The organism is Burkholderia sp. APQ4-4ca, assembly GCF_057837105.1.
Genome location: NZ_JBYQCG010000239.1, coordinates 1 through 23542, shown reverse-complemented (window position 1 = coordinate 23542; position 23542 = coordinate 1). Strand labels below are relative to the sequence as shown.

Genomic DNA, 23542 nt, shown 5'->3' with positions numbered 1-23542 from the left:
CCCACACGACAACCGACACCGGAGACACAGATGAACAAGCAAGCCATCGACGCCCTGCTGAAAACCTTCGACGACGCCGCCGAGAAGCCCGGCAACCCGCGCGTGCGCGCGATCGTCAACCGGATCGTGAAAGATATCTGCTACACGATCGAGGACTTCGACGTGCAGCCGAGCGAGTTCTGGACCGCGCTGAACTACCTGAACGAAGCCGGCCGCGAATTCGGGCTGATCGCCGCGGGCCTCGGCCTCGAGCGCTTCCTCGACGTGCGGATGGACGAAGCCGAGGCCAAGGCCGGCATCCAGGGCGGCACGCCGCGCACGATCGAAGGCCCGCTGTATGTCGCCGGCGCGCCGGAATCGGTCGGCCACGCGCGCCTCGACGACGGCACCGATCCGGGCCAGACGCTGATCATGCGCGGCCGGGTACTCGGCCAGGACGGCGCGCCGCTCGCGAACGCGCTGGTCGAGGTGTGGCATGCGAACCATCTGGGCAATTACTCGTACTTCGACGCGTCGCAGCCCGCGTTCAACCTGCGCCGCTCGATCCGTACCGATGCCGAAGGCCGCTACAGCTTCCGCAGCGTGCTGCCGGTCGGCTACAGCGTGCCGCCGGGCAGCAAGACCGAGCAACTGCTCGACCAGCTCGGCCGCCACGGCCATCGTCCGGCACACATCCACTTCTTCGTTTCGGCGGACGGTTATCGTAAGCTGACGACGCAGATCAACATCGATGGCGATCCGCATCTGTGGGACGACTTCGCGTTCGCGACGCGCGACGGGCTGATCCCGCCGGTCAAGCAGGCGGAGGGCGCGGAAGGCAAGCCGTACGGCGTCGACGGGCAGTTCGCGCTGATCGACTTCGACTTCTCGCTGCTCAAGGAAAAGCAGGACGTGCCGGGCAGCGAGGTCGAGCGGGCCCGCGCGCAGGCGTGAACACGCTTTCCCTTCGACGAATCGACCACGCAAGGAGTGCAGGATGCTGTTTCATGTGGAAATGACCGTTCGCCTGCCGGCGGACATGGATCCGGTCAAGGCGGCCACGCTGAAGGCGGAAGAAAAGGCGATGTGCCAGCGGCTGATGAACGAAGGCGTCTGGCGCCATCTGTGGCGAATCGCCGGGCAGTATGCGAACGTCAGCATCTTCGACGTCGACAGCGTGCAGCAGCTGCATGACGTGCTGAGCCAGTTGCCGCTGTTTCCGTATATGGAGATGGAAGTGCGGGCGCTGTGCCGGCATCCGTCTTCGGTGCGGGAAGACGATCGGTAAGCAACGATGCATCGTGGCCGTGACCCACGGCCGCGCGATGCCACGAGATGCACGACCCGGGCGGCCGGCGATGTCACGCAGGCCGCCCGGGTTTTTTGCATTTTGCGTTGGCGGCGGGTGTCCGCGTCACCCCGCATCACGGTGTGCAGCCATCGTCAGGCAGCCAGGTGCGCGGCAAACCCTACCTTCCCCGGCGCGATCTCGTCCTTCAACGTCAGCGCCGGAATCTCGTAATCGCCCGCGTTCTGCCGGCGAAACGGAATCGGCGACGTGGTCCACAAATCGTCCAGACGCTGGCCGAGCGCCGAACGCGTTTCGTCGAAGCGCGCGGCATTCATCTTGCCCGTCCGGTAGATCACGAACGGCGGCAGCACGTCGAACCCCGGGTAATACAGCACCCCGTGCTGGATCGGGAACAGCAAGTCGTCGATCGGCCCGTTGATGCCGCGCGGGCTGTAGTGCGGCTCCCACCCGCCCGTCGTGACGACGATCATCGCCCGCTTGCCGGCCAGCGACCCTTCGCCGTAGCGGTCGCCCCAGTGCGTATCGGAATGCTCGCCGACGCCGTACGCAAAGCCGTATGCATACACGCGCTCGAACCAGCCTTTCATGATCGCGGGCATCGAGAACCACCACAGCGGAAACTGCAGGATCACCGCGTCGGCCCACTTCAGCTTGTCCTGCTCGCGCGCGATGTCTTCGCTCTGCGTACCTTCCGCGAACGCACGTTTCGAATCGAGCACGGGATCGAAGCGCGCGTCGGGCGCATGATCGATCACGTCGTTCGCATCGAACGCCGCCTTCCAGTTCATCGCATACAGGTCGCTGACCTGCACCGCGTGGCCGGCCGCTTCGAGATGCGCGACCGCGAAATCGCGTAGCGCGCCGTTCAGCGAACGCGGTTCCGGATGGGCATACACAATCAGTACATTCATGGTCGTCACTCCGTGGATTGAATGACTGCAGGATGCCGCCCTCGAAGGTATATTTGAAATGAATTCCTGATATTCCAGCTATAGCCATGAATAATCTCAGAAGGCTCGATCTGAACCTGCTCGTCACGCTGGACGTGCTGCTCGCGGAGCACAACGTCACGCGCGCGGCCGAGAAGCTGAACATGTCGCAGCCGTCGGTCAGCGTGCAGTTGCAGAAGCTGCGCGACGTGTTCGGCGATCCGCTGCTGCTGCCGGGGCCGCGCGGGATGCGGCCGACCGCGCGCGCGGAAGCGCTGCGCGAGCCGTTGCGCGAGGCGCTCGAAGCCGTCGAACGCGCGGTGATGCCGGCCACGCCGTTCGATCCCGCGACCGCAACGCACACGTGGCGCGTGGCCGCGACCGACTACGGCGAATCGACGATCGTGCTGCCCGCGCTGCGCATGCTGCGTTCGACCGCGCCCGGCACGCGGCTGGCTGTCGTCGAACTCGTGCCGCCGCGCATCGAGCAGGAAGCCGAACGAAACGGCATCGACCTCGCTTTCCATACGACCGACGGCGCGCCGCCCGGCATGCGGCGCCTGCCGCTGTTCGTCGAGCGTTACGTGCTGATCGGCCGCGCCGGTCATCCGAAGCTGAAGCGGCGCCCGACGCTTGCGCAATTCGGCGCGCTCGAGCACGTGATCGTGTCGCCCGACGGCGGCGGCTTCTTCGGCGTGACGGACGAAGTACTCGCGAAGAGGGGAGCCACGCGGCGCGTCGTGCTGTCGGTGCCGCACTTCCTGTTCGTGATGTCGGCCGTCGCGAGCACCGATCTCGTCGCGATGCTGCCCGAGCGGCTGGTGCGCGACGTGCCCGCGCTGCGCGTGGTGGACGCGCCGGTCGAGGTGCCCGGCTATGAAATGTCGATGCTGTGGCACGAGCGCGTGCATCGCGATCCGGCGCATCGATGGCTGCGCGAGACGATCGCGGCGGCGGTGTAAGTCGTCCGCCCGATCGAGGCGATTCGCCCGCGTCGAGCGCCTACGGACGAAATCCTGCATTCGGGGCTTGAAACCGCGCCGAACACTGTATATATTTACAGTGCTTTTGCACCATTTGACCCGAATTCCGTCATCCATAGACGAACGGACTTTTGTGAGGCGACCATGTTCCAGGCTTCCGCATTCGATCCCGAGCAACCCGGCTTCAACCCCGTCCACTTCGAGCGTGCCGCGCAGCGGGCCGTCGTCGATCTGCAGCGTGTCGTCGGCGGCCCCGCGCAACGGGCGCTCGGCCTGCGCCGCCGCACGCATCCGGCGGCCGTCCGCACGATGAGCTGGCAGGCGCTGCTGAACGTCGAAGAACTGGCGTTCTCGAATCCCGGTTTCCTGAACCGCAACGATCCGACCGTCGTCGACGCGTTCATCCGGCTGCGCGACAGCCGGCTGGTCGCCGCGGACGTCGAAGAGCCGGTCGACTGGCACCGCGACGACGACGACCTGCCGGCCGTCTACCTGATCGTCAAGGCGATGCTCGAAGCGGAGCAGGAAGAGCGGGCCGAAGCGGCCTGAGCCGCGCCGGTCGATCGCGGTTTCGGGCTGGCGGGCTCGCGCCGCCACGTTGCGTGGTGGCGCGGGCGGCGCGGTCGTTGGTTATGGTTCTGCGCGCGTGAAACGGCGCAACAAGCCGCGAACCGTCGTGCAGGCCGATCATCGCCACGCGACGACCGGCCGAACGACCTTCGCAGCGCCCGCCCGTTACAACCGCGCCGCGAGCCGCGCGCCCTGATCGATCGCGCGCTTCGCGTCGAGTTCGGCGGCCAGTTCCGCGCCGCCGATCAGGTGCACCGAGCGCCCGGCCGCCTGCAACGGCGCGAGCAACGCGCGCTGCGGCTCCTGCCCGGTGCAAAGCACGATCGTGTCGGCTTCGATCAGTTCATGATCGGCGCGCTGTTCGCCGTACGACACATGCAGCCCGCGCGCGTCGATCCGTTCGTAGTTCACGCCGCCGATCATCTTCACCTGCTTCATCTTCAGCGTCGCGCGGTGAATCCAGCCGGTCGTCTTGCCGAGCCCCTTGCCGAGCGGCGCGGCCTTGCGCTGCAGCAGCGTCACTTCCCGCGCCGGCGCCGATACCTGCGCACGCGTCACGCCGCCGCGCGTCTCGGCCGGGTCGGTCACGCCCCACTCGGCCTTCCATTCGTCCAGATCGAGTGCCGGCGATTCGCCGTCCTGAACCAGATATTCGGCGACATCGAAGCCGATCCCGCCCGCGCCCACCACCGCGACCCGTCGGCCGACCGGCTGTTTGCCCGCGAGCACGTCGATATAGGCGAGCACGTTCGACCCGTCCTGCCCCGGAATCTTCGGGTCGCGCGGCGCGACGCCCGTGGCGAGCACGATCTCGTCGTAGCCGCCCGCGATCAGGTCGCTCGCGTCGACGCGGCGGTTCAGGTGCAGCTTCACGCCGGTCAACTCGACCTGCCGGCCGAAGTAGCGCAGCGCTTCATGAAACTCCTCCTTGCCCGGAATCCGCTTCGCCATATTGAACTGGCCGCCGATCTCGGCCGCGCCGTCGAACAGGTCGACCTGATGGCCCCGCTGCGCGAGCACGGTCGAACACGCGAGCCCGGCCGGCCCCGCACCGACCACCGCGATCCGCTTCGGCTGCGCCGCGGGCGTGTATTTCAGCTCCGTCTCGTGGCACGCGCGCGGATTCAGCAGGCACGATGCGATCTTGTTCTTGAACGCGTGGTCGAGGCACGCCTGGTTGCAGCCGATGCAGGTATTGATCTCGTCGGCGCGACCCTGCGCGGCCTTGACGACGAACTCGGCATCCGCGAGCAGCGGGCGCGCCATCGACACCATGTCCGCGCAGCCGTCCGCGAGAATCTGCTCGGCCACTTCGGGCCGGTTGATCCGGTTGGTCGTCACGAGCGGGATGCCGACCTCGCCCTTCATCTTCTTCGTCACCCATGCGAACGCGCCGCGCGGCACCGACGTCGCGATCGTCGGCACGCGCGCCTCATGCCAGCCGATCCCCGTGTTGATGATGGTGGCGCCCGCGCGCTCGACCGCCTTCGCGAGCTGCACGGTTTCGCGCCAGTCGCTGCCGTCCGGAATCAGGTCGAGCATCGACAGCCGATAGATCAGGATGAAGTCGCGGCCGACCGCTTCGCGCGTGCGCTCGATGATCTCGATCGGCAAGCGGATGCGGTTCTCGTACGACCCGCCCCACTGGTCGGTGCGCTTGTTCGTGTGCATCGAGATGAACTGGTTGATCAGGTAGCCCTCGGAGCCCATGATCTCGACGCCGTCGTAACCGGCCTCGCGCGCCAGCTTCGCGCAGCGCACGAACACGCGGATCTGCCGCTCGACGCCGCGCGCGCTCAGTTCGTGCGGCGCGAACGGCGAGATCGGCGACTTGATCTTCGACGGCGCGACCGCGAACGGGTGATAGCCGTAGCGGCCCGTATGCAGGATCTGCAGCGCGATCTTGCCGTCCTCCGCATGCACGGCGCCGGTGATCTCGCGATGTCGGCGCGCGGCGGCCGACGTCATCAGCGTGCCGCCGAACGGCTTGGTCCAGCCGGCCACGTTCGGCGCGAAGCCGCCGGTCACGATCAGGCCGACCCCGCCGCGCGCGCGCTCGGCGAAATAGTCGGCGAGGCGCGGCAGCGTCTTGCGGCTGTCCTCGAGGCCGGTGTGCATCGAGCCCATCAGCACGCGATTCTTCAGCGTCGTGAAGCCGAGATCGAGCGGTGCGAGCAGGTGGGGAAAGGGTGTCGTCATGATGATTCGGCCAATAAGCGATGCCTGCCATCGTAGGCGTGCGTCGCCTTGAACGTGAGGGGGCAAACAGCCATAATGCTTGTCATTTCCGGCCAAATCGACATGACTTCCCCGTCTCGCAAGGATCGCCTCGGGCTGCGCCGGCCGACGATTCCGGTCGCCTATCCGCGCCTGCTGCTGCAGGCGTTGGCCGCGCGCGGCGTCGACCTGGCCGCCGTGCGCGCCGGCACGGGCCTGCGCGACGCGGTGCTGGCCGAGCCGGACGCGCGCGTCGCGCCGTCGCAATGGGGGCGGCTCGTGCTCAACGCGATCGAAATCGGCGGCGATCCGGGCATCGGGCTCGCGTTCGGGCTGCTGCTGAAACCGACCGTGCACGGCTTTCTCGGCTATGCGACGCTGACCGCGCGGGACATCCGCGACGCGCTGTCGGTCACGCAGCGCTACTTCCGGATGCGCAATCGCCAGTACCGGCTGACCTATGCGGAAGACGAGCGCGGCGCGACGCTCGAACTGCACGGCGTGCAGGCGAACCCCGTGCTGCAGCATCACGTGATGTTCGAATTCGTGCTGACGGGGCTCGCGCAGAACATCTCGCAATGGTCCGGCCGCGCGTCGCCGCCGATCAGGCTGCAATTCGCGTGGCCGGAGCCCGCGTATTTCGCGCGCTATCGCGATACGTTGCCGCCGGTGGCATTCGGCTGCGCGGCCAATGCGCTGTGGATCGCGCGCGACGTGCTCGACTGGCCGCTGCCGTTCGCCGACGAAGTCGCGCACCGGCAAGCGCTCGTGCAGGTCGAGCGCGAATATGCGCAGGTGCGGCAGGAGGAAGGCGATCTGGTCGAGCGCGTGCGGGCGGAACTGGCGCGCGCAGCCGGCGATTATCCGGGGCCGGACATGCTCGCCGACGCGCTGCTCGTATCGACGCGCACGCTACGGCGCCGGCTGGAGGAAGCCGGGTCGAGCTATCGGCAATTGCTCGACGAAGCGCGGTTTCGCGACGCAAAACAGTTGCTCGCCGCGTCGGATCTCGATCTGAAGACGATCGCCGAGCGGCTGCAATTCACCGACCCGGCGAATTTCACACGCGCGTTCCGGCGCTGGGCGGGGCAGACGCCGAGCGCGTTTCGGGACGCGGCGGCTGAGTGATCGCGTCAGCGGTGACCCGGGCACTGGTACGCGAATAACGCCGAACCGCCGGCGGCAGCGTACGGCTGCCGCTACGCGCGGATTTCATTGCCACGCGCCGGGCCACCCGTCGCCCGGCAATGCCGGACGGTGGGCCGAAAGCGTTGGCGTATGATGGGCGCCACATCAAAACGACGTCGCGCGGACCCGCGCCCTCTCCGACCCATGCCCAATCGCACCACCCTGATCGAGGCCACGATCGACCGCGTCGATACCAACCTCATCCGAGTCAAGGCCGATGTCAGGAAGAACCCGCCATACCGTTTGACGATGCAGAACGTCTGCTACTTCGTCACGGCCAACGACGTCGATGAAGAAGCATTCAAGCAGATCGAGAAACTGAGACCCGGCATGTCGGTGCGCGCTTGCACATTCGAGCATCGCGGCCGTCGCCGGATCGCGTGGATCAGGAGCGGCAGCCTTGCCATCGCGCCGTACGACGTGATCGCGCACAAGCGACGGAACCTGTCCCTGCTTGCCTGGGCGTCGTGCCTGGTCGTGCTGAGTCTGGGTACCGCTGCCGCGGCACTCCATTCGGGTTGGGCGTTCACCTCGGCACTGGCCACCGTCGTGTCCATCGTCGGTCTGGTGGGCAACCTGGTCGCCATCGGCGGCTTGTCCGACCTGATCTTCCAGCCGCAGCGACGCGAAGCCCAGGATTGCTGGCTAGGCGAACCGTCCGGTTTCAGCGCGGAGCGCAGCAGCCGATGACGAACCACGACATGCAGACCGTATCCGGCCGCGTGACGGCAATCAGCCAGCAATCGATCGAGACGAAGGTCTGGAGCAACAACCTGGGCGCGACGACGCAAAGTACCGAGGAAATCACGCTCAAACTCGATTCGCTCGCGTCCCCCCTCGTGTTCAGGACCAACCGGACGACGCGCCTGTTCATCGCCGATGGCGATCGATTGAATGTCGCCTATGCCGGCGACCAGGATCGCCAGTTCGTCTACGGCATTCGCAACATGACCGACGGTTCGGCTTATCTGCTGCGCCCCGCCAAAGTCGCCGGCGCCCGGGCCGACCTCTTCGTCATGCTTATTTGCGTGATCGGCGCAGCCGTCGTCAGCGGAATCGTATCCGCGGTGACGCTCAGCATGGAATCGACGTTCGACGTGTTTGCGCTGATCAGCGCGAGTGTAATCGGCTTGTGCGTGCTGAGCGCGATCCTGCGCATCCTCTTCGGCGTGATCGTGTGGCCCGAAATCAGAAGACTGGCGCAGCCGGGCGGCAAACGCGAAATGAACGCGGCAGCTCAAGCGCTGTCGCTCACGCAGGAAGAAACCCGATACGTGCGCTTCATCTGACCAGGCCAGGTGCGGCTACAGCGCTGACGAACGAGGCTGCTCGCCCCGGATCGCATCGCCGCGGCCACCGCCTGATTCGCGGCCAGTGCGCGCCGCCCCTTCAGGTCGAACCGGGTCCGCCCGAACGAGCATCGGCGCCCAGATAAATCCTCGCACCACCATCCCCCTCGCCCGCTTCGATCCGCACCTCGCCCGTGGCGGCGACGATCGCGCCGTACACCTCGTCGGCCACGCACACCACCGGCACCGCGATCGCATACAGCTCCGCTGCCACGATCGCGCCGATCGAGACGATCAGGTCGCGCTCCTTCAGCACGATCCCGACCGGCCCCGTGCCGTTGCGCACCGCTTCCGCGAGCACGCTGCTGCTCGAACTCGAGCCCTTCGCGTGCGGCATCACCATCACCTTGCCGGCGAGGCTCGCGCCGGCCTGCGGATGCCCGCGATCGACGATCCTGCCCGCGCCCGAGTCGTACCCGCCCCAGAAGCTGAGCGGCTTGTCGAGGATGAACGGGCGCGCACATGCGCTGCCCGGCACGAGCGTGTCGCCCGTCAAGAATGTGCCCGTCGCGTCAGTCATCGAATCGCACCTTGCCTTCGTACGCGGAGCGCACGCATTCGCGCATGCTGCCGTACGCGACCGTCACGCCGATGTTCGCGGGCGCATACGACGCCCATTTTCCCGAGTTGGTCATCACTAGCCCCGACAGTTGCTTCATCACCGGCGTGATGTACGTGCAGGTATCGACGACGATCTGCACGCCGCGCGCGGCGAATTTCTCCGCGAGGCCGGCTTGCTCCAGCTCCCACAGAATGAAGCGGCTCGTGTTCACGTAGAAATCGCAGGCCGGCTTGCCGTCGAACGCGTCGAGCAACGTGTCGAGCGTGCGGAATTCGACCAGCGAAAAATGCGGCGTGCCGAGCGCGACCGCGACGAGCGCGTCGCCGGCCGCGCCGTGATTCAGTGAGCGGCGAATCTCGTCGAGGTCGGCCATCGCGATATCGATCGTGCGTTGCGCGGCGCGCCCGTGCAACGCGGCGTCGAGCGTCGGCGCCTCGGGCGTCACGCCGACCGCATGGAACAGCGCGACGGCCCCGCTCGACGCGGCGGCCGCGCCGAGCGCCTTGAGTTCGTCCTCGGTGGTGCCGGCCGGCAGCCCGACGATCGCCGGCACGACCGCGCCCGCGATCTTGCCGATCGCCAAACCGAGCGCGGCGAAATAGATGTCGCGCGACGGCAGGCCGGTGAAATCCGGTGCGTTGAACACGATCCGCGCGGCGCGGTTCGCATCGACGTGCAGCCCCGCATACGGCGCGCGCCCCGTGATCGCGGCGGCCAGATCGAGAAAATCGCCGTAGCGGCTCGTGCGCGCGCCGAGCACCGAGTTCGCGAACACGATCGCATTCGATTCGGCCCACGCGATCTGCTCGCCCAGCGCGGGACGATGCTTCAGTTGATACGGCGCGCACGTGAAGCTCGATTCGCAGCCGAGTTGCAGATGCGCGTCCATCAGGCGCTGCGCATCGCGCTGGATCGTGCGGTCGCCGTGGTACAGCTCGGGATGGATCAGGTCGAGCGAGCCGACGTTCAACGTGGTCGGCACCGCGACCTTCGCGCCCGTGTCGACGAAATAGTCGACGAAGTCGAGGCTCGTCTGGCCGTGATACAGACAGCCGTCGATATGGGCGGACGTAATGTCGATCAGGTGCGGCGCGGACATTACTTGCGCGGTGCGGGCGACGATCCGCATCGCACGCGCGACGCCGTCCCCGAAATCCCCGCGCAACATGGCGTCGTCGCGGTCACTCAACTGCAGCATCGGTTGCTCCTCGTGACGCGTGCCGGCGCCGCGCCGGCTCGTGAATTCCGTCAGAGGACTCTACAACTGGAAATAAAAACTGTCCAGTTTTAGACGAAATCGGACATCATAAAAACCAATTCCCCATAAACATCCGGCTTTATCGGCAGTCAATGGCTTGAATTCCGCACCAATTGATCACCCCACCGAACCGTCCGCCCCGCGCCTAACGTTCCGCGGTCAGGCTGAACAGCTCCGCGCGCAACGCCTTCGCGCGATCGCGGCCGAACTGCGTGTCGAATTCGTCCTGCGCGGCCTGCCACGCGACCAACGCCCGCGCGAACGTGCGCTCGCCGAGCTTCGTGAGGTGCAGCGCATGCGCGCGCGCATCGTGCTCGGACGCCGCCGTCGCGACGAAATCGTCGCGCTGCAACGGCTTCAGCGCACGCAGCAGGGTCGTGCGATCCATCACGAGCGCATCGGCGAGTTCGCTCATCAGCAAGCCAGGCCGGCGTTTGAGGTTCGCCATGATCGAGAACTGGGCCGGCGTGACGCCGACCGGGGCCAAATGGCGTTCGTACAGTTGCGTGACGAAACGCGCCGCCTGACGCAGCGCGAGGCAGTTGCACGCCTCGGAAATCGGGATGTCGTTCATGTCGTCGAATCTATATGTGCATATGCATAAAGTCAATGTACACTGCGCCGTAACATGGCCTGGGGCCGGCCATCGTGTCAAGGAGACGGACATGGACTACATCGACAAGCTGCGCATCTTCCGCTCGGTCGTGGAGATGCGCAGCTTCACGCGCGCCGCCGACATGCACGGCCTCGCGCGGCCGGTCGTCTCGCGCGCGGTCGCGGATCTGGAGGCGCGTTTCGGCAGCCGGCTGCTGCACCGGACGACGCGCCAGGTGTCGCTGACCGAAACGGCCGAGCGCATCTACGAGCGGTGCGCGGCCGTGCTCGACGAGCTCGACGCGCTGGAAGTGGAAGCCCAGACGCACACGCGCGAGCCCGAAGGCCTGCTGCGCCTCGTCGCGCATACGACGGCCGCGCTGAACCGGCTCGTGCCGCTGATCGCCGGCTTCAAGCGCGCGCATCCGAACGTGCGCCTCGACGTCACGCTGACCGAGCGCCCGGTCGACCTGGTCGGCGAAGGCTACGACATCGGCATCGTCGTGCCGTACATGCTGACGAGCGAATCGACCGTCGTACGGCTGGTCGAGCGCATTCCGGTCGTGATCGTCGCGACGCCTGCGTATCTGCGAACGCATGCGCGCCCCGAGACGCCGGCCGACCTCGCCGATCATCCGTTCGTGCCGATCTCGCCGTCGCTGCGCCGGCCGGCGCTGTCGTTCCGCGTCGACGGCGACATGCTCACCGTGCCGTTCCGTTTCGACATCTCGTCGAACAGCCCTGTCTTCAACCGCGAAATGGTGATGCACGACTTCGGCATCGGCGTCGTCCCGAAGACGCTCGTCGAGGCCCAACTCGCGTCGGGCGCGCTCGTGCAGTTGCTGGAAGACGCCGATCTCGTCGATGCGTTCGTCGAAATCAAGCTCGCGTACGCGAACCGCGCGCTGCTGCCCGCGAAGGTGAAGGCGTTCATCGACTACACGGCCGCGTACTGCGACCGCGAAGGCTGGATCGTTCCGGCGGCGGCGTGACGGGGCGCGAACGCGCCTTTCCGACGCCGATTGGTACAGCCCCGACACCAATCTGATCCTGTCGCGCCCCTCGCTTCGCGCCGCCCCGCCTCCTAACATGTGCACATGCACAAGACCACGCTCACCGATGACGATTGCTTCGCGGTCCGGCAAGCCGCCCGGCGAATCTCGCAGTTCTACGAGCGTTACCTGTCGCGCGCGGGCGTCACGCCGTCGCAGTACAGCATCCTCGCGCTGCTGCGCGAGCGGCCCGGCCTGACGATGGCGGCGCTGTCGAACGTGCTGGTGATCGAACGCACCGCGCTGCTGCGCGCGCTCAAACCGCTCGTCGGCGCGGCGCTGGTGACGGGGCGGATCGAGCCGCCATGCCGCGGTCAGACGTTCGCGCTGACCGCGCACGGCGAAACGAAGGTGGCCGACGCGCACGTGCACTGGCTCGCCGCCCAGGAAGCGTTCGAGCGATGCTTCGGGTCGGCGCAGGCGGCCCGCCTCAGAGACGAATTGTTCCGGATCACGCACAACCTGCCGGAACGCTAACCCTTTTCCCGATCGACACGACGTCGTCGATCGTTTTGATTAGTGCATATACATAGGTGAATCGATGGATACGACCCAAGCCGCTGCCTCGTCACGAGAAGCAGCCACAACCGAGCGGCCCGCGACGCAACAACGCCGCGTGCCGTGGATGCGCATCGCGGTGGGCGCCGTCGTCGTCGTGGTCGCGGCCGCGGCGCTCGATTGGCTGTTCGTGCTGCGCTTTCAGGAAAGCACCGACGACGCGTATGTCGGCGGCGACGTGACGGTGCTCGCGCCGAAGGTCGACGGCTTCGTCGACAAGATCCTCGTCACCGACAACCAGCGCGTGAAGGCCGGCGACGTGCTCGTGCAGCTCGATGCGCGCGACTACGACGCGAAGCTCGCGCAGGCCAGCGCCGAAGTCGACAGCGCGCGCTCCGCCGTGGCCGAGCTCGAAGCGAAGCAGCAACTGCAATACGCGGTGATCGGCCAGCACGCGGCGGACAAGAATGCGTCGTCCGCCGAACTGACGCGCGCCGCATCGGATCGCGTGCGTTACCGCGAACTCGTGAAATCGGACGCCGTATCGAACCAGATCGTCGAGCGCGCGGATGCCGATTATTCGAAGGCCGGCGCGGCCGTCGAACGCAGCGACGCGGCGCTGCTCGCGTCGAAGCGGCAGCTCGACGTGCTCGCCGCGCAGCTCGCCGATGCGCGGGCCCGCGTGAATACCGCGCTCGCCGCGCAGCGCGTCGCGGCGCTCAATGTCGAATACACGACGATCCGCGCGCCGGTCGACGGCTACGTCGGCAACCGCACGGGCCGTGTCGGGATGCTCGCGAACGTCGGCGTGCCGCTGCTGACGGTCGTGCCGGCGTCCGGTCTGTGGGTCGATGCGAACTTCAAGGAAGACCAGCTTCGCAAGATGCGCGCGGGCGACCGCGTCGACGTCGCGCTCGATGCGTCGAGCACGAAGCTGCATGGCCGCGTCGACAGCCTCGCCCCCGCGACCGGCGCGACCTTCAGCGTGCTGCCGCCCGAGAACGCGACCGGCAACTTCACGAAGATCGTCCAGCGCGTGCCCGTGCGCGTGCATCTCGATCCGCAGCCCGGCATCGATCAGGTGCTGCGCCCCGGGCTCTCCGCGGTCGTGACCGTGCATACCGACCACGCGAACTGAGCGGGAGCCGACGATGACCACCGCGTTTTCCGGCGACCCCGCGTCGCAACCGACCAGGCAGCGCGTGTTTGCGTTCGCGCTGATGTGCGTCGGCTTCTTCATGGCGACGCTCGACATCCAGATCGTCGCATCGTCGCTGCGCGACATCGGCGGCGGGCTGTCCGCGAGCCAGGACGAACTGTCGTGGGTGCAGACCGCGTACCTGATCGCCGAGATCATCGTGATCCCGATGTCGGGCTGGCTGTCGAAGGTGATGTCGACGCGCTGGCTGTTCGTCGCATCGGCCGTCGGGTTCACGATCACCAGCATGCTGTGCGGGCTCGCGTGGGACATCAACTCGATGATCCTGTTCCGCGGGATGCAGGGCGCGCTCGGCGCCGCGATGATCCCGACCGTGTTCACCACCGCGTTCGTGCTGTTCCCCGGCAAGCAGCGGCTGATCGCGTCGACGACCATCGGCGCGCTCGCGTCGCTCGCGCCGGCGATCGGGCCCGTGATCGGCGGCTGGATCACCGACCAATGGTCGTGGCACTGGCTGTTCTACCTGAACCTCGTGCCCGGTATCGCGGTGGCCGCGCTCGTGCCGCGCTACGTGCATATCGACGCGCCCGATCTCAGCCTCATCAAGCGCGGCGACTATCTCGGCATCGTGCTGATGTCGGGCTTCCTCGGCTGCCTCGAATACGTGCTGGAAGAAGGCCCGCGCAAGAACTGGTTCGGCGACGATGCAATCGTGATCTGCGCGTGGATCTCCGGCATCTGCGGCTTCCTGTTCATCGTCCATGCGCTGACCGCCAAAGACCCGATCGTCGATCTGCGCGCACTTGCCGTGCGCAATTTCGGGATCGGCAGCCTGCTGTCGTTCGTGACCGGCATCGGGATCTTCGTGACCGTGTTCCTCACGCCGCTGTTTCTCGCGCAGGTGCGTGCGTTCAGCTCGCTGCAGATCGGCATCGCGCTGCTGTCGGTCGGCGCGTTCCAGTTGATCGCGCTGTGCGCGTATGCGTTCGCCGCGCGCTACGTCAGCATGCGTGTGCTGCTCGTGTTCGGGCTGATCTGCTTCGGCCTCGGCTGCTACCTGTACACGCCGATCACGCACGACTGGGGCTGGCGGGAACTGCTGCTGCCGCAGGCGCTGCGCGGCATCGGCCAGCAATTCAGCGTGCCGCCGATCGTGACGATGGCGCTCGGCTCGCTGCCGCAGTCGCGGCTGAAATCGGCGAGCGGGTTGTTCAACCTGATGCGTAACCTCGGCGGCGCGATCGGTATCGCGGTGAGCGCGACGATGCTCAACGACCGGCTGAATTTTCATTATCTGCGGCTGAACGAGCACGTGAGCGCCGGCGAACCGCAAGTCGCGTCGCTGCTCGATCGCCAGGCCGCCTACTGGGGTTCGGTCGCCGGCAATACGCTGAATACCGCGCAGGCCGGGCTCGCGAACCTGCATCGGCTGATCTATCGCGAAGCGCTGACGCTCACCTATGCGGATGCGTATTACGCGCTGTCGCTGTGCTTCGTCGTCGCGCTGCTTGCCGTCGTGTTTTCCAAACCCATCACGTTGAACGCGCCGCCGCCGGACGCGCACTGAGGCCCAGGGATCGTCATCATGAAGAAGCTACTCGTCGCGCTGGCCGTCAGCGCATTCGCCGCCGGGTGTGCGGTGCAGCCCGCGCAGCATCCGGCGCTGAACGAATCGGTTCAGACGCTCGCGCCCACCGCGTGGGATACCGACGTGCCGCGCGCGGACATCGACGCCGCCGCCTGGTGGTCGCAGTTCCACGATCCCGTGCTCGACCGGCTGATCGCCACCGTGCTCGACGGCAACCTCGATCTGCAAGCCGCCGCCGAACGCGTGAAGCAGGCGCAGGCGCTGACCGTGCAGAAGCGCGCGGTGCTGCTGCCCGAACTCGACGCGACCGCGCATGCGGCCGACGCACGGCAGAACACGCCGCCGCCGCTCGGCTATGTGCGGCAGGCCGGCGCGGGGCTCGCGCTGAGCTGGTCGCCCGATGTGTTCGGCGGCGAACGGCTCGATCTGCTTGCCGCGCAAGCGGAGCTGGTCGGGCAAAAGCACGCGGAAGATGCGATGCGACTCGCGCTCGCGGCCGACGCGGCATCCTCGTATGTCGATCTGCGCTGGGCGCAGCAGGAATTGAAGATCCTTCAGGACAACGCGAAGATCCGGCAGCATGCGCTCGAACTCACGCGCAAGCGGCAGGCGTTCGGGCTGTCGACCGAACTCGACGTGACGCGCGCGCAGAACCAGCTCGATGCGCTCGAAGCGAGGATTCCGCCGACGCAGGCGCAGATCTCGCATCAGTTGAATCTGATCGCCGTGTATTCGGGGCGGACGCCGGAATCGGTCGATCGGCTCGTGCTGGCGCAGGCCGGGGAGATTCCGGCGCCGCCGATCGGCGCGCCGGGGACGTTGCCTTCGCAAGCATTGTTGCGGCGGCCCGATGTGCTGACGGCCTACGCTCAAGTCGAGCGGCGTGCCGCGCAAGTGGGCGTGGCAAAGGCCGAACGATATCCGAAGTTTTCGTTGAACCTGACGGACGGGATTCTCGCGGCTTCGTATCTCGGGTTGCCGACGTTGACCGATAACCTGTTCAGCGCGGCGCTGAGTGCGACGAGCCCGATCTTCAATGCGGGACGCATTACCGCCGATATCTCGCAGAGCGAAAGCCGGATGCGCGAGTCGGAACTCGGGTTGCGACAGACGATGCTGCAAGCGTTGCGGGAAGTCGAGGATGCGCGCGCGAATCTCGTCAGTTCCGATGAGGCGACGCGGCGACTCGATAATGCATTGGCGGCTTCCGATAAAGCGCTCGGGCTGGCGAATCAGCTTTATAAGGGCGGCGCGACGGACTTTCTGGACGTGCTGTCGGCGCAGGAGGTCTATCTGCGGGATTCGGATTCGCTCAACCAGGTCAAGCGCGAACATGCGCTGGCGGCGGTGGCGTTGTATCGGTCGCTTGGGGGTGGGTGGAGCCGAAACGATGCGGCCGGCGGGCCGACGACGGAAACCGAGGCGGTGGCGAAAAACTAACCGTCGGGGCATGCAGGTCAGCGGGGCGTTGGTCGGTTGTCGCGCTGCGGCTCGACCGCGGCATCTTGCGCTCGCTGGGCGGTGAGCCTTCCCGCGCCGCCGAGATCGCGAACCGGATCGCCGGTAACGATCTGACCGCCGCCGTGAATCGACGGGGTGGCCTTCCAGACCCATATCCTCGCGCTGAATGCGGCCGTCGACGCCGCGCGGGCCGGTCAGCAGGGACGCGGCTTCGCGGTGGTCGCGTCGGAAATACGCTCGCTGGCCCAGCGCTCGTCGGCGGCGTCCAAGGAAATCGAGGAGCTGATCCGCGAGGTTCAGGCCGACCGCCGCACGCGATGCCGAAGTCGGCCGCCCCGACACGCGACCGCCAGGCCCAGTCAGCCCCGATTCGGCCCGCCCCGCCGCCCGCCCCCGTGGGACAACCCGCCCCGGCGGAGGACTGGACAACTTCCTAGGCGACCACCCGTGTCGCGAGTAAACTGACAAAAGGAGCACACTGCGAGGGGCGGCGCCGACCCGGAAGGGCCGCGCGCATCTTCGTGGGCGTTGAAGAAGCCGGCGACGACGTCAGTCATCGGCGCAACGCACTCCCCGGATGCGACGGATGCCCGCCTGGCATCCGCGAGACCTCAACTCAAAGGAACGTTCAAGATTGAATACGAGCGCACCTTCGCCCCATCCCGCCGGCGATCAACCGGAGTCGGGCGGCAAAGCCGCCACACCGGAATACGTCTACCTCGGGCGGCAACCGATTCTGGACCGAAGCGGAGCGTTGATCGCATTCGAACTATTGTTCCGCTCCGGGACAGCCAATCGCGCCCAAATCACGGATGACACCGCCGCCACCGCGCAGGTCATCGGCAGACTCATCGGCGATATCGGCCTCACCGCCGCACTGGGCGACCGCACGGGCTATGTGAACATCGATCGGACCGTGCTGATGTCCGACATCGTCTGGTTGTTGCCGCATGAACGGTTCGTCCTCGAAATCCTCGAAACCGTGACGTTCGACGAGGCGCTCGGCAAGCGCTGTAGCGAACTGCGGCGCGCGGGCTATCGGCTCGCGCTGGACGATGTTTCCCTGGTTTCCCCGCGCCTGCTCGAATTTCTGCCTTACGTCGATATCGTCAAGATCGATTTTCTCGAATGCCCGCACGCGCACCTTGCCGAACTGATCGGCACCGTCAGGCAGCACGGGAAGATGTCGGTCGCCGAGAAAATCGAAACGCCGGAGGACCATGACACCGCCATGCAAGCGGGCTTCGAACTGTTTCAAGGCTACTACTTTGCGAAACCGCAGGTGCTGACGTCGCGACGCGTCACGCCATCGCGCGACGCGCTGCTGCGCCTGCTCGTGCTCCTGGGCGGCGAACCCGAGATCGTGGCACTCGAAGCCGAACTCAAGCGAATTCCGAATCTCGTCATCCCACTTCTGATGCTGCTCAATTCAAGCGCGGTGGGGCTCAGTCAGCCCGTTTCATCGCTGCGTGAAGCGATCATGCTGGTCGGCACGCGGCAGATTACGCGGTGGACCCAGTTGCTCCTGTTTGCCGACGAGCGTCTGGATGCGTTGCGCTCCGATCCGCTGGCCCAGCTATGCGGCGCGCGGGCACGATTCATGGAACTGGCCGCGGGCCGGCTGCGGCCCGATGACGACCGGTTTGCCGCTACCGCGTTCATCGCGGGCGTGTTCTCACTGGTTCATGTGCTGTTCGGCAGCACGATCGAGGACGTCGTGACGACGACGCCGATTCACGCCGATATCAGGCGGGCACTGCTCGAACGGCATGGCGAACTGGGTTGGCTCCTGAACGCCAGCGAGGCAGCGGAATCGGGGGACTTCGACGCCATCCGCGCAGCGTGCGATGCAATGCCGATCTTCGCCCCGAACGACCTGACCGCGCTCTGGCTCGCCGCCGCCACGTGGTACGACGATCAGGTGCGCGGGCTACCCGCATGCCGCCCTCAGTGAGCGTCGCAACGGGCGGCGCGATGGTTACGCCGTCAGTCTCGGCAGCCCGCAGCCGCTCGACTTGCCGACGTACGGCACGAATGTTGTCCTCGCACTCAACTCTTCGCCGAATCTGCCGTTAACACAGGGCGGCAGCCCGTGCGAGGGCGGTGCGCCGGCGTGCGGTTTCGCCGGACAACCGGGCATCGATCGCGATCCCGGGGCAAACGTGCCGCGTTCGCCGCCACGGCACCTCGAGCGACGGGTCGATGCCGCGCGGTCGAGTTCGATGCGTGCGCCCCCGTCGAGGCAAGCAACATCATGCCTTGCCGGCCACCGCGGGCGCGCCCGAAGGTGGCCGGATCGAAGCGCGCCGCCGAGAAATTTTCGTCTTGGTTAGAGAATGTACCCGAACAGCTACGATGTTCCGATCGCGCGCCTCGTCGCGCGCCAGATTCTGTCCTGCGCGCCCGACACGCCGGTGCGGGAGGCCGCGCGACGCATGTTCGCCGAACGTTGCAGCTCGATCGTCGTGATGAAGGCGGAACAGGTCGTCGGGATCTGGACCGAGCATGATGCCCTGTCGGCCGGCGGCAATCCGGACGAACTCGATCGGCCGGTCAGCGAGGTGATGAGCCATCCGGTGCTGACGCTCGAGGCCGACACGCCACTCGGTGAAGCCGCGCTGAAGTTCAAGCAGTCGGGCGTGCGGCACTTCGTGGTGGTGCGGGACGGCGCCGCGATCGGCGTGCTGACGCAAACCGACGTCGTCGTGAACCAGGGCCCGGAATTTTTCCTGCACCTGAAGCCGATCGAGTCGATCCGCGTCCATCCGCCCGTCGTGGTGCCCGAGCAGGCCGGGCTGCACGACGTCATCGCACGGATGCGCGCGCAACGGCTCGATGCGATCCTCGTCGGCTACGACGACGGCGAGCACGGCATCCTGACCGAACGCGACATCGTCCGGCTGCTGGCGGACGGCGGTGCCCAAGGCGCGGTCGGCGCCCATGCGAGCAGGCCGCTGCAGATGCTGACCGCCAGGCAAAGCCTGTATGCGGCGCAGCGCTTCATGACCGAACACAACATGCGGCATGTCGGCATCCGCGGCGACGATGGCAGACTGACCGGGCTGCTCTGCTTCGCGGACGTGCTGCAGAGCATCGAGCACGAATACGCGAACGAGCTGCGCAGCGCCTTGCGCGAGCGCGACGAAGCGCTGGGGCTCGCGCGCTTCAACCTGCGCATGGCGGATCGCGTGTTCGAATCGGCGCTCGAAGGCATCATGGTGACCGACCGGCACGCGCGGATCGAGCGCGTCAACCAGGCGTTCACGCGCCTGACCGGATACAGCGAGGACGAAGTGATCGGGCGCAACCCGGGCTTGCTGAGTTCCGGGCGCCAGACGCCTGATTTCTACAAGCAGCTGTGGCATTCGCTCACGACCGATGGCCACTGGCAAGGCGAAATCTGGAATCGCCGCAAGACCGGCGAACTGTTTCTCGAATACCTGACGATCACCAGCATTCGCGACAGCAAAGGCGAGATCTCTCACTACGCGGCGATCTTTTCCGACATCACGCAGCGGCGCCAGGCGGAGGAACGGCTGGGCTATCTCGCCACGCACGACGTGCTCACCAACCTCGCGAACCGGATGCTGTTCGAGGAACGGCTCGCGCACGCGATCGGCCATGCGAAGCGGCTCGGTCGCAAGGTCGCGGTGATGTACCTCGATCTCGACCGCTTCAAGCTGATCAACGATACGCTCGGCCACAACGCCGGCGACGAGGTGCTGAAGATGGTCGCCGAGCGCATCGTCGCCAACGTGCGCGCGAACGACACGGTGGCGCGCATGGGCGGCGACGAATTCGCGCTCGTGCTCGAGGAGATCGACGACGTTCGCGACGTGGGACGCGTCGCGCGCACGCTGCTGGACGAAGTGGGACGGGCGATCGATATCGGCGGTCGCGAGATCTTCGTGACGCCCAGCATCGGCATCAGCATCTATCCGGACGACGGCGCCGAGGCGGAGGATTTGATCCTGCTCGCGGACCAGGCCATGTACGGCGCGAAGAGCCGCGGCAGGAACGTGTTCCAGTTCTTCGAGAGCAAGATGACGTCGTCGGCGATCGAGCAACTGGAGACGCTCGGCGAGTTGCATCGCGCGCTCGAGCAAAACGAATTCCGCCTGTTCTACCAGCCGCAATACGATCTGGCGAGCGGCCGGATCGTCGGCGTGGAAGCGCTGTTGCGCTGGCTGCATCCACACCGCGGCCTGGTGCCGCCGGGCGACTTCATCGGGCTGGCGGAACGATCCGCGCTGATCGTCCCGATCGGCAGATGGGTGCTGCACGAAGCCTGCCGACAGGCGCGCCGCTGGCTCGACGAGGGCTTCGAGTTCGGGCGGGTATCGGTGAACGTATCGGCACGGCAGTGCTTTACCGACCACTTCCTCGGCGACCTGACGACCATTCTCAGCGAAACCGCGTTGCCGGCCGAATACCTGCAGCTCGAGTTGCTCGAAAGCATGGCGATGAACACCCGCGAGGAAATCGGCATCCTGCTGCGCGAACTGGCGACGCGGGGAATCAGCCTGGCGATCGACGATTTCGGCACGGGCTATTCGTCGCTGGTGTATCTGAAGGATCTGCCCGTCGATACACTGAAGATCGATCGGTCGTTCCTCACGAACTGCGGCTCGGGCAGCACGGACGACGCGATCGTGCGCGCGATCGTGGCGATGGGGCGCGCGCTGGGGCTCGACGTCGTGATGGAGGGCGTCGAGACAGCCAAGCAATTGGCCTTCCTGCAGGAGATCGGCTGCCACAAGGGGCAAGGTTTCCTGTTCGCGCGGCCGCAGCCCGCCGAGCAGTTGGCCGGCATCTCGTCGCGCCGCGGCGCTGAACTGCTGATGGAGTGAGGCGGTCGTGGGGGCGAGGATGCAATCAATCAACGAATTGAGGAGCGAAAGTTCGACAACAACTGACGGCTCCCGTACGGCTCGCTTGGTGGCAAGACACCCGTCGATCGTATCGCGGATCTGACCGAAAGCATACCTCTCGCGGAGGAGGTGGACAGTGGCTTCGACAAAACGAAATCGTGGATAGATCCCCGCCAATGGCGCGTCGACAAGGCCCTTGCCTAACATCACCGGCGCGTGGTTGAACTCACAGCTCAACCACGCAACGAAAACGGCGCCCTAAGAAGTGAAACGATGTCCGTAAATCACACACCTCGACATAACCGACGTGATCCAACGCATCGTTCAGTCGCCCACACGAGCAGTCATACTGCCAATTAACGTGCACCCACACTCGGTATGATGGCCGTGCAACGCAACGCGTTGACCATCGATCGTTACCGTCGGATGCGCCTCGATTATCTTGTTGACTCCATGTGGTCGTCCGTCCGGATATTTTTCCGGACAGTCCACCAGATCGTGCAAACGCGCAATCTTTTTGCCATCGATGCTATGTGTTTCCGATCCAGTGATCACTCGTCCGCCATGTGAGGTCGCATCACCGACCACGATCATCTGCAATGCCATACGTACTCCCTATAACGTAACGGGCCGAGAAGCGTTCCCGGCGTCGTGCGGACCCATCCGCTCAATCTCGGCCCATACACTTTCCGGGACGCCAGTAATAGCGACACTAAACGACTCATCAGACTGCTGACGCTGAATCAGCAAATCATGAACAAACCGATGCCGATCGAAATCCTGCCCGTACATATAAGTATGCTGACAGAAAGAAAGGCGATCCCCCGGCTCGCGGATCCCCCACTGCACCGCACGGAGGTAACGAGGAATAAAATCCTCGAAGCGGTCAAGGTAGGTACGCTCTCCGTCGACATCGCCGGACTCGATCAGTGAAGCCAGAATCTCGTCGGGCTCCGTGTGCGCCGTGAGGGCATTGACGTCCGCCGGCTCGAGCTGAACCATGACGGAACGGCAGATCCTCGCGCTTGCCATTGATTCGTTTCGAATGTGCTGCCACTCCCTGTGACGCCCCCGGTACATCCATTGCTCGATAGGGCTCGTGAACATGCCGCGAATCTGCTCACCCCATGTGTTCAAAACGGCCGTTGTGTTACGCGGATCAAAGAATCGCACCATCGCGGTCATGTTGTCGCCAATATCCGCAAACAGGAATGCTTGCAGATGCGTGACGAGCGCGTCCATCTCAACCCGGCTGAAGATCAAGGACAGGCATGGACTATGACGGTCGAGCTGATCGAGTTCTACAAACCAATCCGCCTCCGTGTCATCTACCGAGACCAAAAATAATGAAGCCGGCCCGAGTTCCTCTTCAGGCAGACCCGCGAAAACGGAGAGAAACGGTACGCCAGCACGCTGCAGCAAAGGCAACACTTTCGGCGGACATACCGCCGCGTCGACCAGCCCCATCAGGCGCGCTTGCGAGGGTGTAGCTTGTAGTTCCATCTGAAATCCTGTTTATCGGCTTGCTTTCCAATCCGCCTCAAGCCCACCCAGCTTGGGTTCTGCCATTACCCAAGTCCAGCTGCGATGCGTTTGACGCAAGGCCGAGATATGCCTTGCGCTTATCTCCGCCAACAAACACGACTCGTGGGAAACCGTACCCTCCTGGCGCGTACTCGTGAAAATACGGCACCCGGAACCAGCAGCGGCTATCGTGTACGTAGTCATCAAATAGAGTGATGGCCCCTGTGGGTAACTTGTTCACGGCGTCGGGAGATGTATGTTGGCGTAGGAATGATTCCACGCCAGGTAATGGCGCAGCCATAACGTCGTCCTGGACGCGATAATTCTGCACGAGCGTCGACCAGACCGTGTTGAGCAGTATTCCGCTATACGCAAGCGTCACGCAGGGGGAATCACTCCCGGGCTAATCATGTTCGACGACAAATGTCGGTGGTACCTTGATCACATC

The 23542-nt window shown here is 65.6% G+C and carries 21 protein-coding genes and 2 pseudogenes; 16 read left to right on the top strand and 7 right to left on the bottom strand.

Features of this window, described 5'->3' with window-relative positions:
• Positions 1–30: 30 nt before the first annotated feature.
• Positions 31–933, top strand: a complete 903-nt coding sequence (gene catA, locus AC3IFE_RS30985) for a catechol 1,2-dioxygenase (RefSeq protein WP_489194072.1) — start codon at positions 31–33, stop codon at positions 931–933.
• A gap of 43 nt (positions 934–976) precedes the next feature.
• Positions 977–1267 carry a muconolactone Delta-isomerase gene (gene catC, locus AC3IFE_RS30980; protein WP_059825339.1) on the top strand — a complete coding sequence of 97 codons (291 nt, stop codon included), beginning with the start codon at positions 977–979 and terminating at the stop codon, positions 1265–1267.
• A gap of 155 nt (positions 1268–1422) precedes the next feature.
• On the opposite strand, the gene AC3IFE_RS30975 is transcribed toward catC, so the two are convergent.
• Positions 1423–2202 (bottom strand): NAD(P)H-dependent oxidoreductase, encoded by a 780-nt coding sequence (locus AC3IFE_RS30975; RefSeq protein WP_489194069.1) that lies wholly within the window; start codon positions 2200–2202, stop codon positions 1423–1425.
• 86 nt (positions 2203–2288) lie between these two features.
• Between AC3IFE_RS30975 and AC3IFE_RS30970 the strand changes: the two genes are divergently transcribed.
• Both AC3IFE_RS30970 and AC3IFE_RS30965 read left to right on the top strand, forming a co-directional pair.
• The gene (locus AC3IFE_RS30970; protein ID WP_489194067.1) at positions 2289–3182 is read left to right on the top strand and encodes a LysR family transcriptional regulator; all 894 of its coding nucleotides are present in this window, start codon (positions 2289–2291) and stop codon (positions 3180–3182) included.
• A 165-nt stretch (positions 3183–3347) separates the two neighbouring features.
• Positions 3348–3752 carry a DUF2471 family protein gene (locus tag AC3IFE_RS30965; protein ID WP_089469226.1) on the top strand — a complete coding sequence of 135 codons (405 nt, stop codon included), beginning with the start codon at positions 3348–3350 and terminating at the stop codon, positions 3750–3752.
• Between the two features lie 186 nt (positions 3753–3938).
• Here AC3IFE_RS30965 and AC3IFE_RS30960 read toward each other — a convergent pair whose 3' ends face one another.
• The gene (locus AC3IFE_RS30960) at positions 3939–5972 is read right to left on the bottom strand and encodes a 2,4-dienoyl-CoA reductase FMN-binding domain-containing protein (RefSeq protein WP_489194065.1); all 2034 of its coding nucleotides are present in this window, start codon (positions 5970–5972) and stop codon (positions 3939–3941) included.
• A 75-nt stretch (positions 5973–6047) separates the two neighbouring features.
• Here AC3IFE_RS30960 and AC3IFE_RS30955 point away from each other — a divergent pair, with 75 nt between their 5' ends.
• The 3 genes from AC3IFE_RS30955 (at position 6048) to AC3IFE_RS30945 (ending at position 8467) form a co-directional block, all read left to right on the top strand.
• Positions 6048–7118: an AraC family transcriptional regulator gene (locus AC3IFE_RS30955; RefSeq protein ID WP_489194063.1), complete on the top strand. Its 1071-nt coding sequence runs from the start codon at positions 6048–6050 to the stop codon at positions 7116–7118.
• 204 nt (positions 7119–7322) lie between these two features.
• Complete coding sequence (locus tag AC3IFE_RS30950; RefSeq protein WP_489194061.1) at positions 7323–7868, top strand: hypothetical protein; 546 nt, start codon at positions 7323–7325, stop codon at positions 7866–7868.
• Positions 7869–7879: 11 nt separating this feature from the next.
• Positions 7880–8467 (top strand): hypothetical protein, encoded by a 588-nt coding sequence (locus AC3IFE_RS30945; RefSeq protein ID WP_489194059.1) that lies wholly within the window; start codon positions 7880–7882, stop codon positions 8465–8467.
• A 100-nt stretch (positions 8468–8567) separates the two neighbouring features.
• Here the strand turns inward: AC3IFE_RS30945 and AC3IFE_RS30940 are convergent, their stop codons facing one another.
• The 3 genes from AC3IFE_RS30940 to AC3IFE_RS30930 all read right to left on the bottom strand — a co-directional run bounded on the left by AC3IFE_RS30940 (position 8568) and on the right by AC3IFE_RS30930 (position 10921).
• Positions 8568–9047, bottom strand: coding sequence for an aconitase X swivel domain-containing protein (locus AC3IFE_RS30940; protein WP_489194057.1), 480 nt, complete (start codon positions 9045–9047; stop codon positions 8568–8570).
• Complete coding sequence (locus tag AC3IFE_RS30935; RefSeq protein ID WP_489194055.1) at positions 9040–10287, bottom strand: aconitase X; 1248 nt, start codon at positions 10285–10287, stop codon at positions 9040–9042. Before AC3IFE_RS30935 ends, AC3IFE_RS30940 begins: the two co-directional genes overlap by 8 nt.
• A gap of 205 nt (positions 10288–10492) precedes the next feature.
• Positions 10493–10921, bottom strand: coding sequence for a MarR family winged helix-turn-helix transcriptional regulator (locus tag AC3IFE_RS30930; protein ID WP_089469219.1), 429 nt, complete (start codon positions 10919–10921; stop codon positions 10493–10495).
• Between the two features lie 91 nt (positions 10922–11012).
• On the opposite strand from AC3IFE_RS30930, the gene AC3IFE_RS30925 reads away from it, so the two are divergent.
• The 9 genes and pseudogenes from AC3IFE_RS30925 to AC3IFE_RS30885 all read left to right on the top strand — a co-directional run.
• The gene (locus AC3IFE_RS30925; protein WP_089469218.1) at positions 11013–11933 is read left to right on the top strand and encodes a LysR family transcriptional regulator; all 921 of its coding nucleotides are present in this window, start codon (positions 11013–11015) and stop codon (positions 11931–11933) included.
• Between the two features lie 105 nt (positions 11934–12038).
• Positions 12039–12470: a MarR family winged helix-turn-helix transcriptional regulator gene (locus AC3IFE_RS30920; RefSeq protein WP_089469217.1), complete on the top strand. Its 432-nt coding sequence runs from the start codon at positions 12039–12041 to the stop codon at positions 12468–12470.
• Positions 12471–12534: 64 nt separating this feature from the next.
• Complete coding sequence (locus AC3IFE_RS30915; RefSeq protein WP_489194052.1) at positions 12535–13629, top strand: HlyD family secretion protein; 1095 nt, start codon at positions 12535–12537, stop codon at positions 13627–13629.
• Between the two features lie 13 nt (positions 13630–13642).
• Positions 13643–15217 (top strand): DHA2 family efflux MFS transporter permease subunit, encoded by a 1575-nt coding sequence (locus AC3IFE_RS30910; RefSeq protein ID WP_089469215.1) that lies wholly within the window; start codon positions 13643–13645, stop codon positions 15215–15217.
• An 18-nt stretch (positions 15218–15235) separates the two neighbouring features.
• Positions 15236–16678 (top strand): efflux transporter outer membrane subunit, encoded by a 1443-nt coding sequence (locus tag AC3IFE_RS30905; protein WP_489194050.1) that lies wholly within the window; start codon positions 15236–15238, stop codon positions 16676–16678.
• A 147-nt stretch (positions 16679–16825) separates the two neighbouring features.
• Positions 16826–17164, top strand: a pseudogene (locus tag AC3IFE_RS30900) (methyl-accepting chemotaxis protein); the annotation flags it as partial.
• Between the two features lie 169 nt (positions 17165–17333).
• The gene (locus tag AC3IFE_RS30895; protein WP_256979709.1) at positions 17334–18653 is read left to right on the top strand and encodes an EAL and HDOD domain-containing protein; all 1320 of its coding nucleotides are present in this window, start codon (positions 17334–17336) and stop codon (positions 18651–18653) included.
• 382 nt (positions 18654–19035) lie between these two features.
• Positions 19036–21549 carry an EAL domain-containing protein gene (locus AC3IFE_RS30890; RefSeq protein ID WP_489194048.1) on the top strand — a complete coding sequence of 838 codons (2514 nt, stop codon included), beginning with the start codon at positions 19036–19038 and terminating at the stop codon, positions 21547–21549.
• Between the two features lie 15 nt (positions 21550–21564).
• Positions 21565–21771 (top strand): annotated as a pseudogene (locus tag AC3IFE_RS30885) (IS481 family transposase); the annotation flags it as partial.
• Between the two features lie 123 nt (positions 21772–21894).
• Here the strand turns inward: AC3IFE_RS30885 and AC3IFE_RS30880 are convergent.
• Together AC3IFE_RS30880 and AC3IFE_RS30875 are read right to left on the bottom strand one after the other, a co-directional pair.
• On the bottom strand, positions 21895–22176 hold the full coding sequence (locus AC3IFE_RS30880; protein ID WP_077179869.1) for a PAAR domain-containing protein: 282 nt from the start codon (positions 22174–22176) through the stop codon (positions 21895–21897).
• 9 nt (positions 22177–22185) lie between these two features.
• Complete coding sequence (locus AC3IFE_RS30875) at positions 22186–23073, bottom strand: DUF4123 domain-containing protein (protein ID WP_489194045.1); 888 nt, start codon at positions 23071–23073, stop codon at positions 22186–22188.
• Between the last annotated feature and the right edge of the window lie 469 nt (positions 23074–23542).

Coding starts and splice junctions, on each gene's coding strand:
- AC3IFE_RS30955 (WP_489194063.1), top strand. CDS start 6,048: ATGCTTGTCATTTCCGGCCAAATCGACATGACTTCCCCGTCTCGCAAG.
- AC3IFE_RS30875 (WP_489194045.1), bottom strand. CDS start 23,073: ATGGAACTACAAGCTACACCCTCGCAAGCGCGCCTGATGGGGCTGGTC.
- AC3IFE_RS30945 (WP_489194059.1), top strand. CDS start 7,880: ATGCAGACCGTATCCGGCCGCGTGACGGCAATCAGCCAGCAATCGATC.
- AC3IFE_RS30960 (WP_489194065.1), bottom strand. CDS start 5,972: ATGACGACACCCTTTCCCCACCTGCTCGCACCGCTCGATCTCGGCTTC.
- AC3IFE_RS30920 (WP_089469217.1), top strand. CDS start 12,039: ATGCACAAGACCACGCTCACCGATGACGATTGCTTCGCGGTCCGGCAA.
- AC3IFE_RS30970 (WP_489194067.1), top strand. CDS start 2,289: ATGAATAATCTCAGAAGGCTCGATCTGAACCTGCTCGTCACGCTGGAC.
- AC3IFE_RS30905 (WP_489194050.1), top strand. CDS start 15,236: ATGAAGAAGCTACTCGTCGCGCTGGCCGTCAGCGCATTCGCCGCCGGG.
- AC3IFE_RS30880 (WP_077179869.1), bottom strand. CDS start 22,176: ATGGCATTGCAGATGATCGTGGTCGGTGATGCGACCTCACATGGCGGA.
- AC3IFE_RS30910 (WP_089469215.1), top strand. CDS start 13,643: ATGACCACCGCGTTTTCCGGCGACCCCGCGTCGCAACCGACCAGGCAG.
- AC3IFE_RS30935 (WP_489194055.1), bottom strand. CDS start 10,287: ATGCTGCAGTTGAGTGACCGCGACGACGCCATGTTGCGCGGGGATTTC.
- catC (WP_059825339.1), top strand. CDS start 977: ATGCTGTTTCATGTGGAAATGACCGTTCGCCTGCCGGCGGACATGGAT.
- AC3IFE_RS30975 (WP_489194069.1), bottom strand. CDS start 2,202: ATGAATGTACTGATTGTGTATGCCCATCCGGAACCGCGTTCGCTGAAC.
- AC3IFE_RS30890 (WP_489194048.1), top strand. CDS start 19,036: ATGTACCCGAACAGCTACGATGTTCCGATCGCGCGCCTCGTCGCGCGC.
- AC3IFE_RS30950 (WP_489194061.1), top strand. CDS start 7,323: ATGCCCAATCGCACCACCCTGATCGAGGCCACGATCGACCGCGTCGAT.
- AC3IFE_RS30940 (WP_489194057.1), bottom strand. CDS start 9,047: ATGACTGACGCGACGGGCACATTCTTGACGGGCGACACGCTCGTGCCG.
- catA (WP_489194072.1), top strand. CDS start 31: ATGAACAAGCAAGCCATCGACGCCCTGCTGAAAACCTTCGACGACGCC.
- AC3IFE_RS30925 (WP_089469218.1), top strand. CDS start 11,013: ATGGACTACATCGACAAGCTGCGCATCTTCCGCTCGGTCGTGGAGATG.
- AC3IFE_RS30965 (WP_089469226.1), top strand. CDS start 3,348: ATGTTCCAGGCTTCCGCATTCGATCCCGAGCAACCCGGCTTCAACCCC.
- AC3IFE_RS30930 (WP_089469219.1), bottom strand. CDS start 10,921: ATGAACGACATCCCGATTTCCGAGGCGTGCAACTGCCTCGCGCTGCGT.
- AC3IFE_RS30915 (WP_489194052.1), top strand. CDS start 12,535: ATGGATACGACCCAAGCCGCTGCCTCGTCACGAGAAGCAGCCACAACC.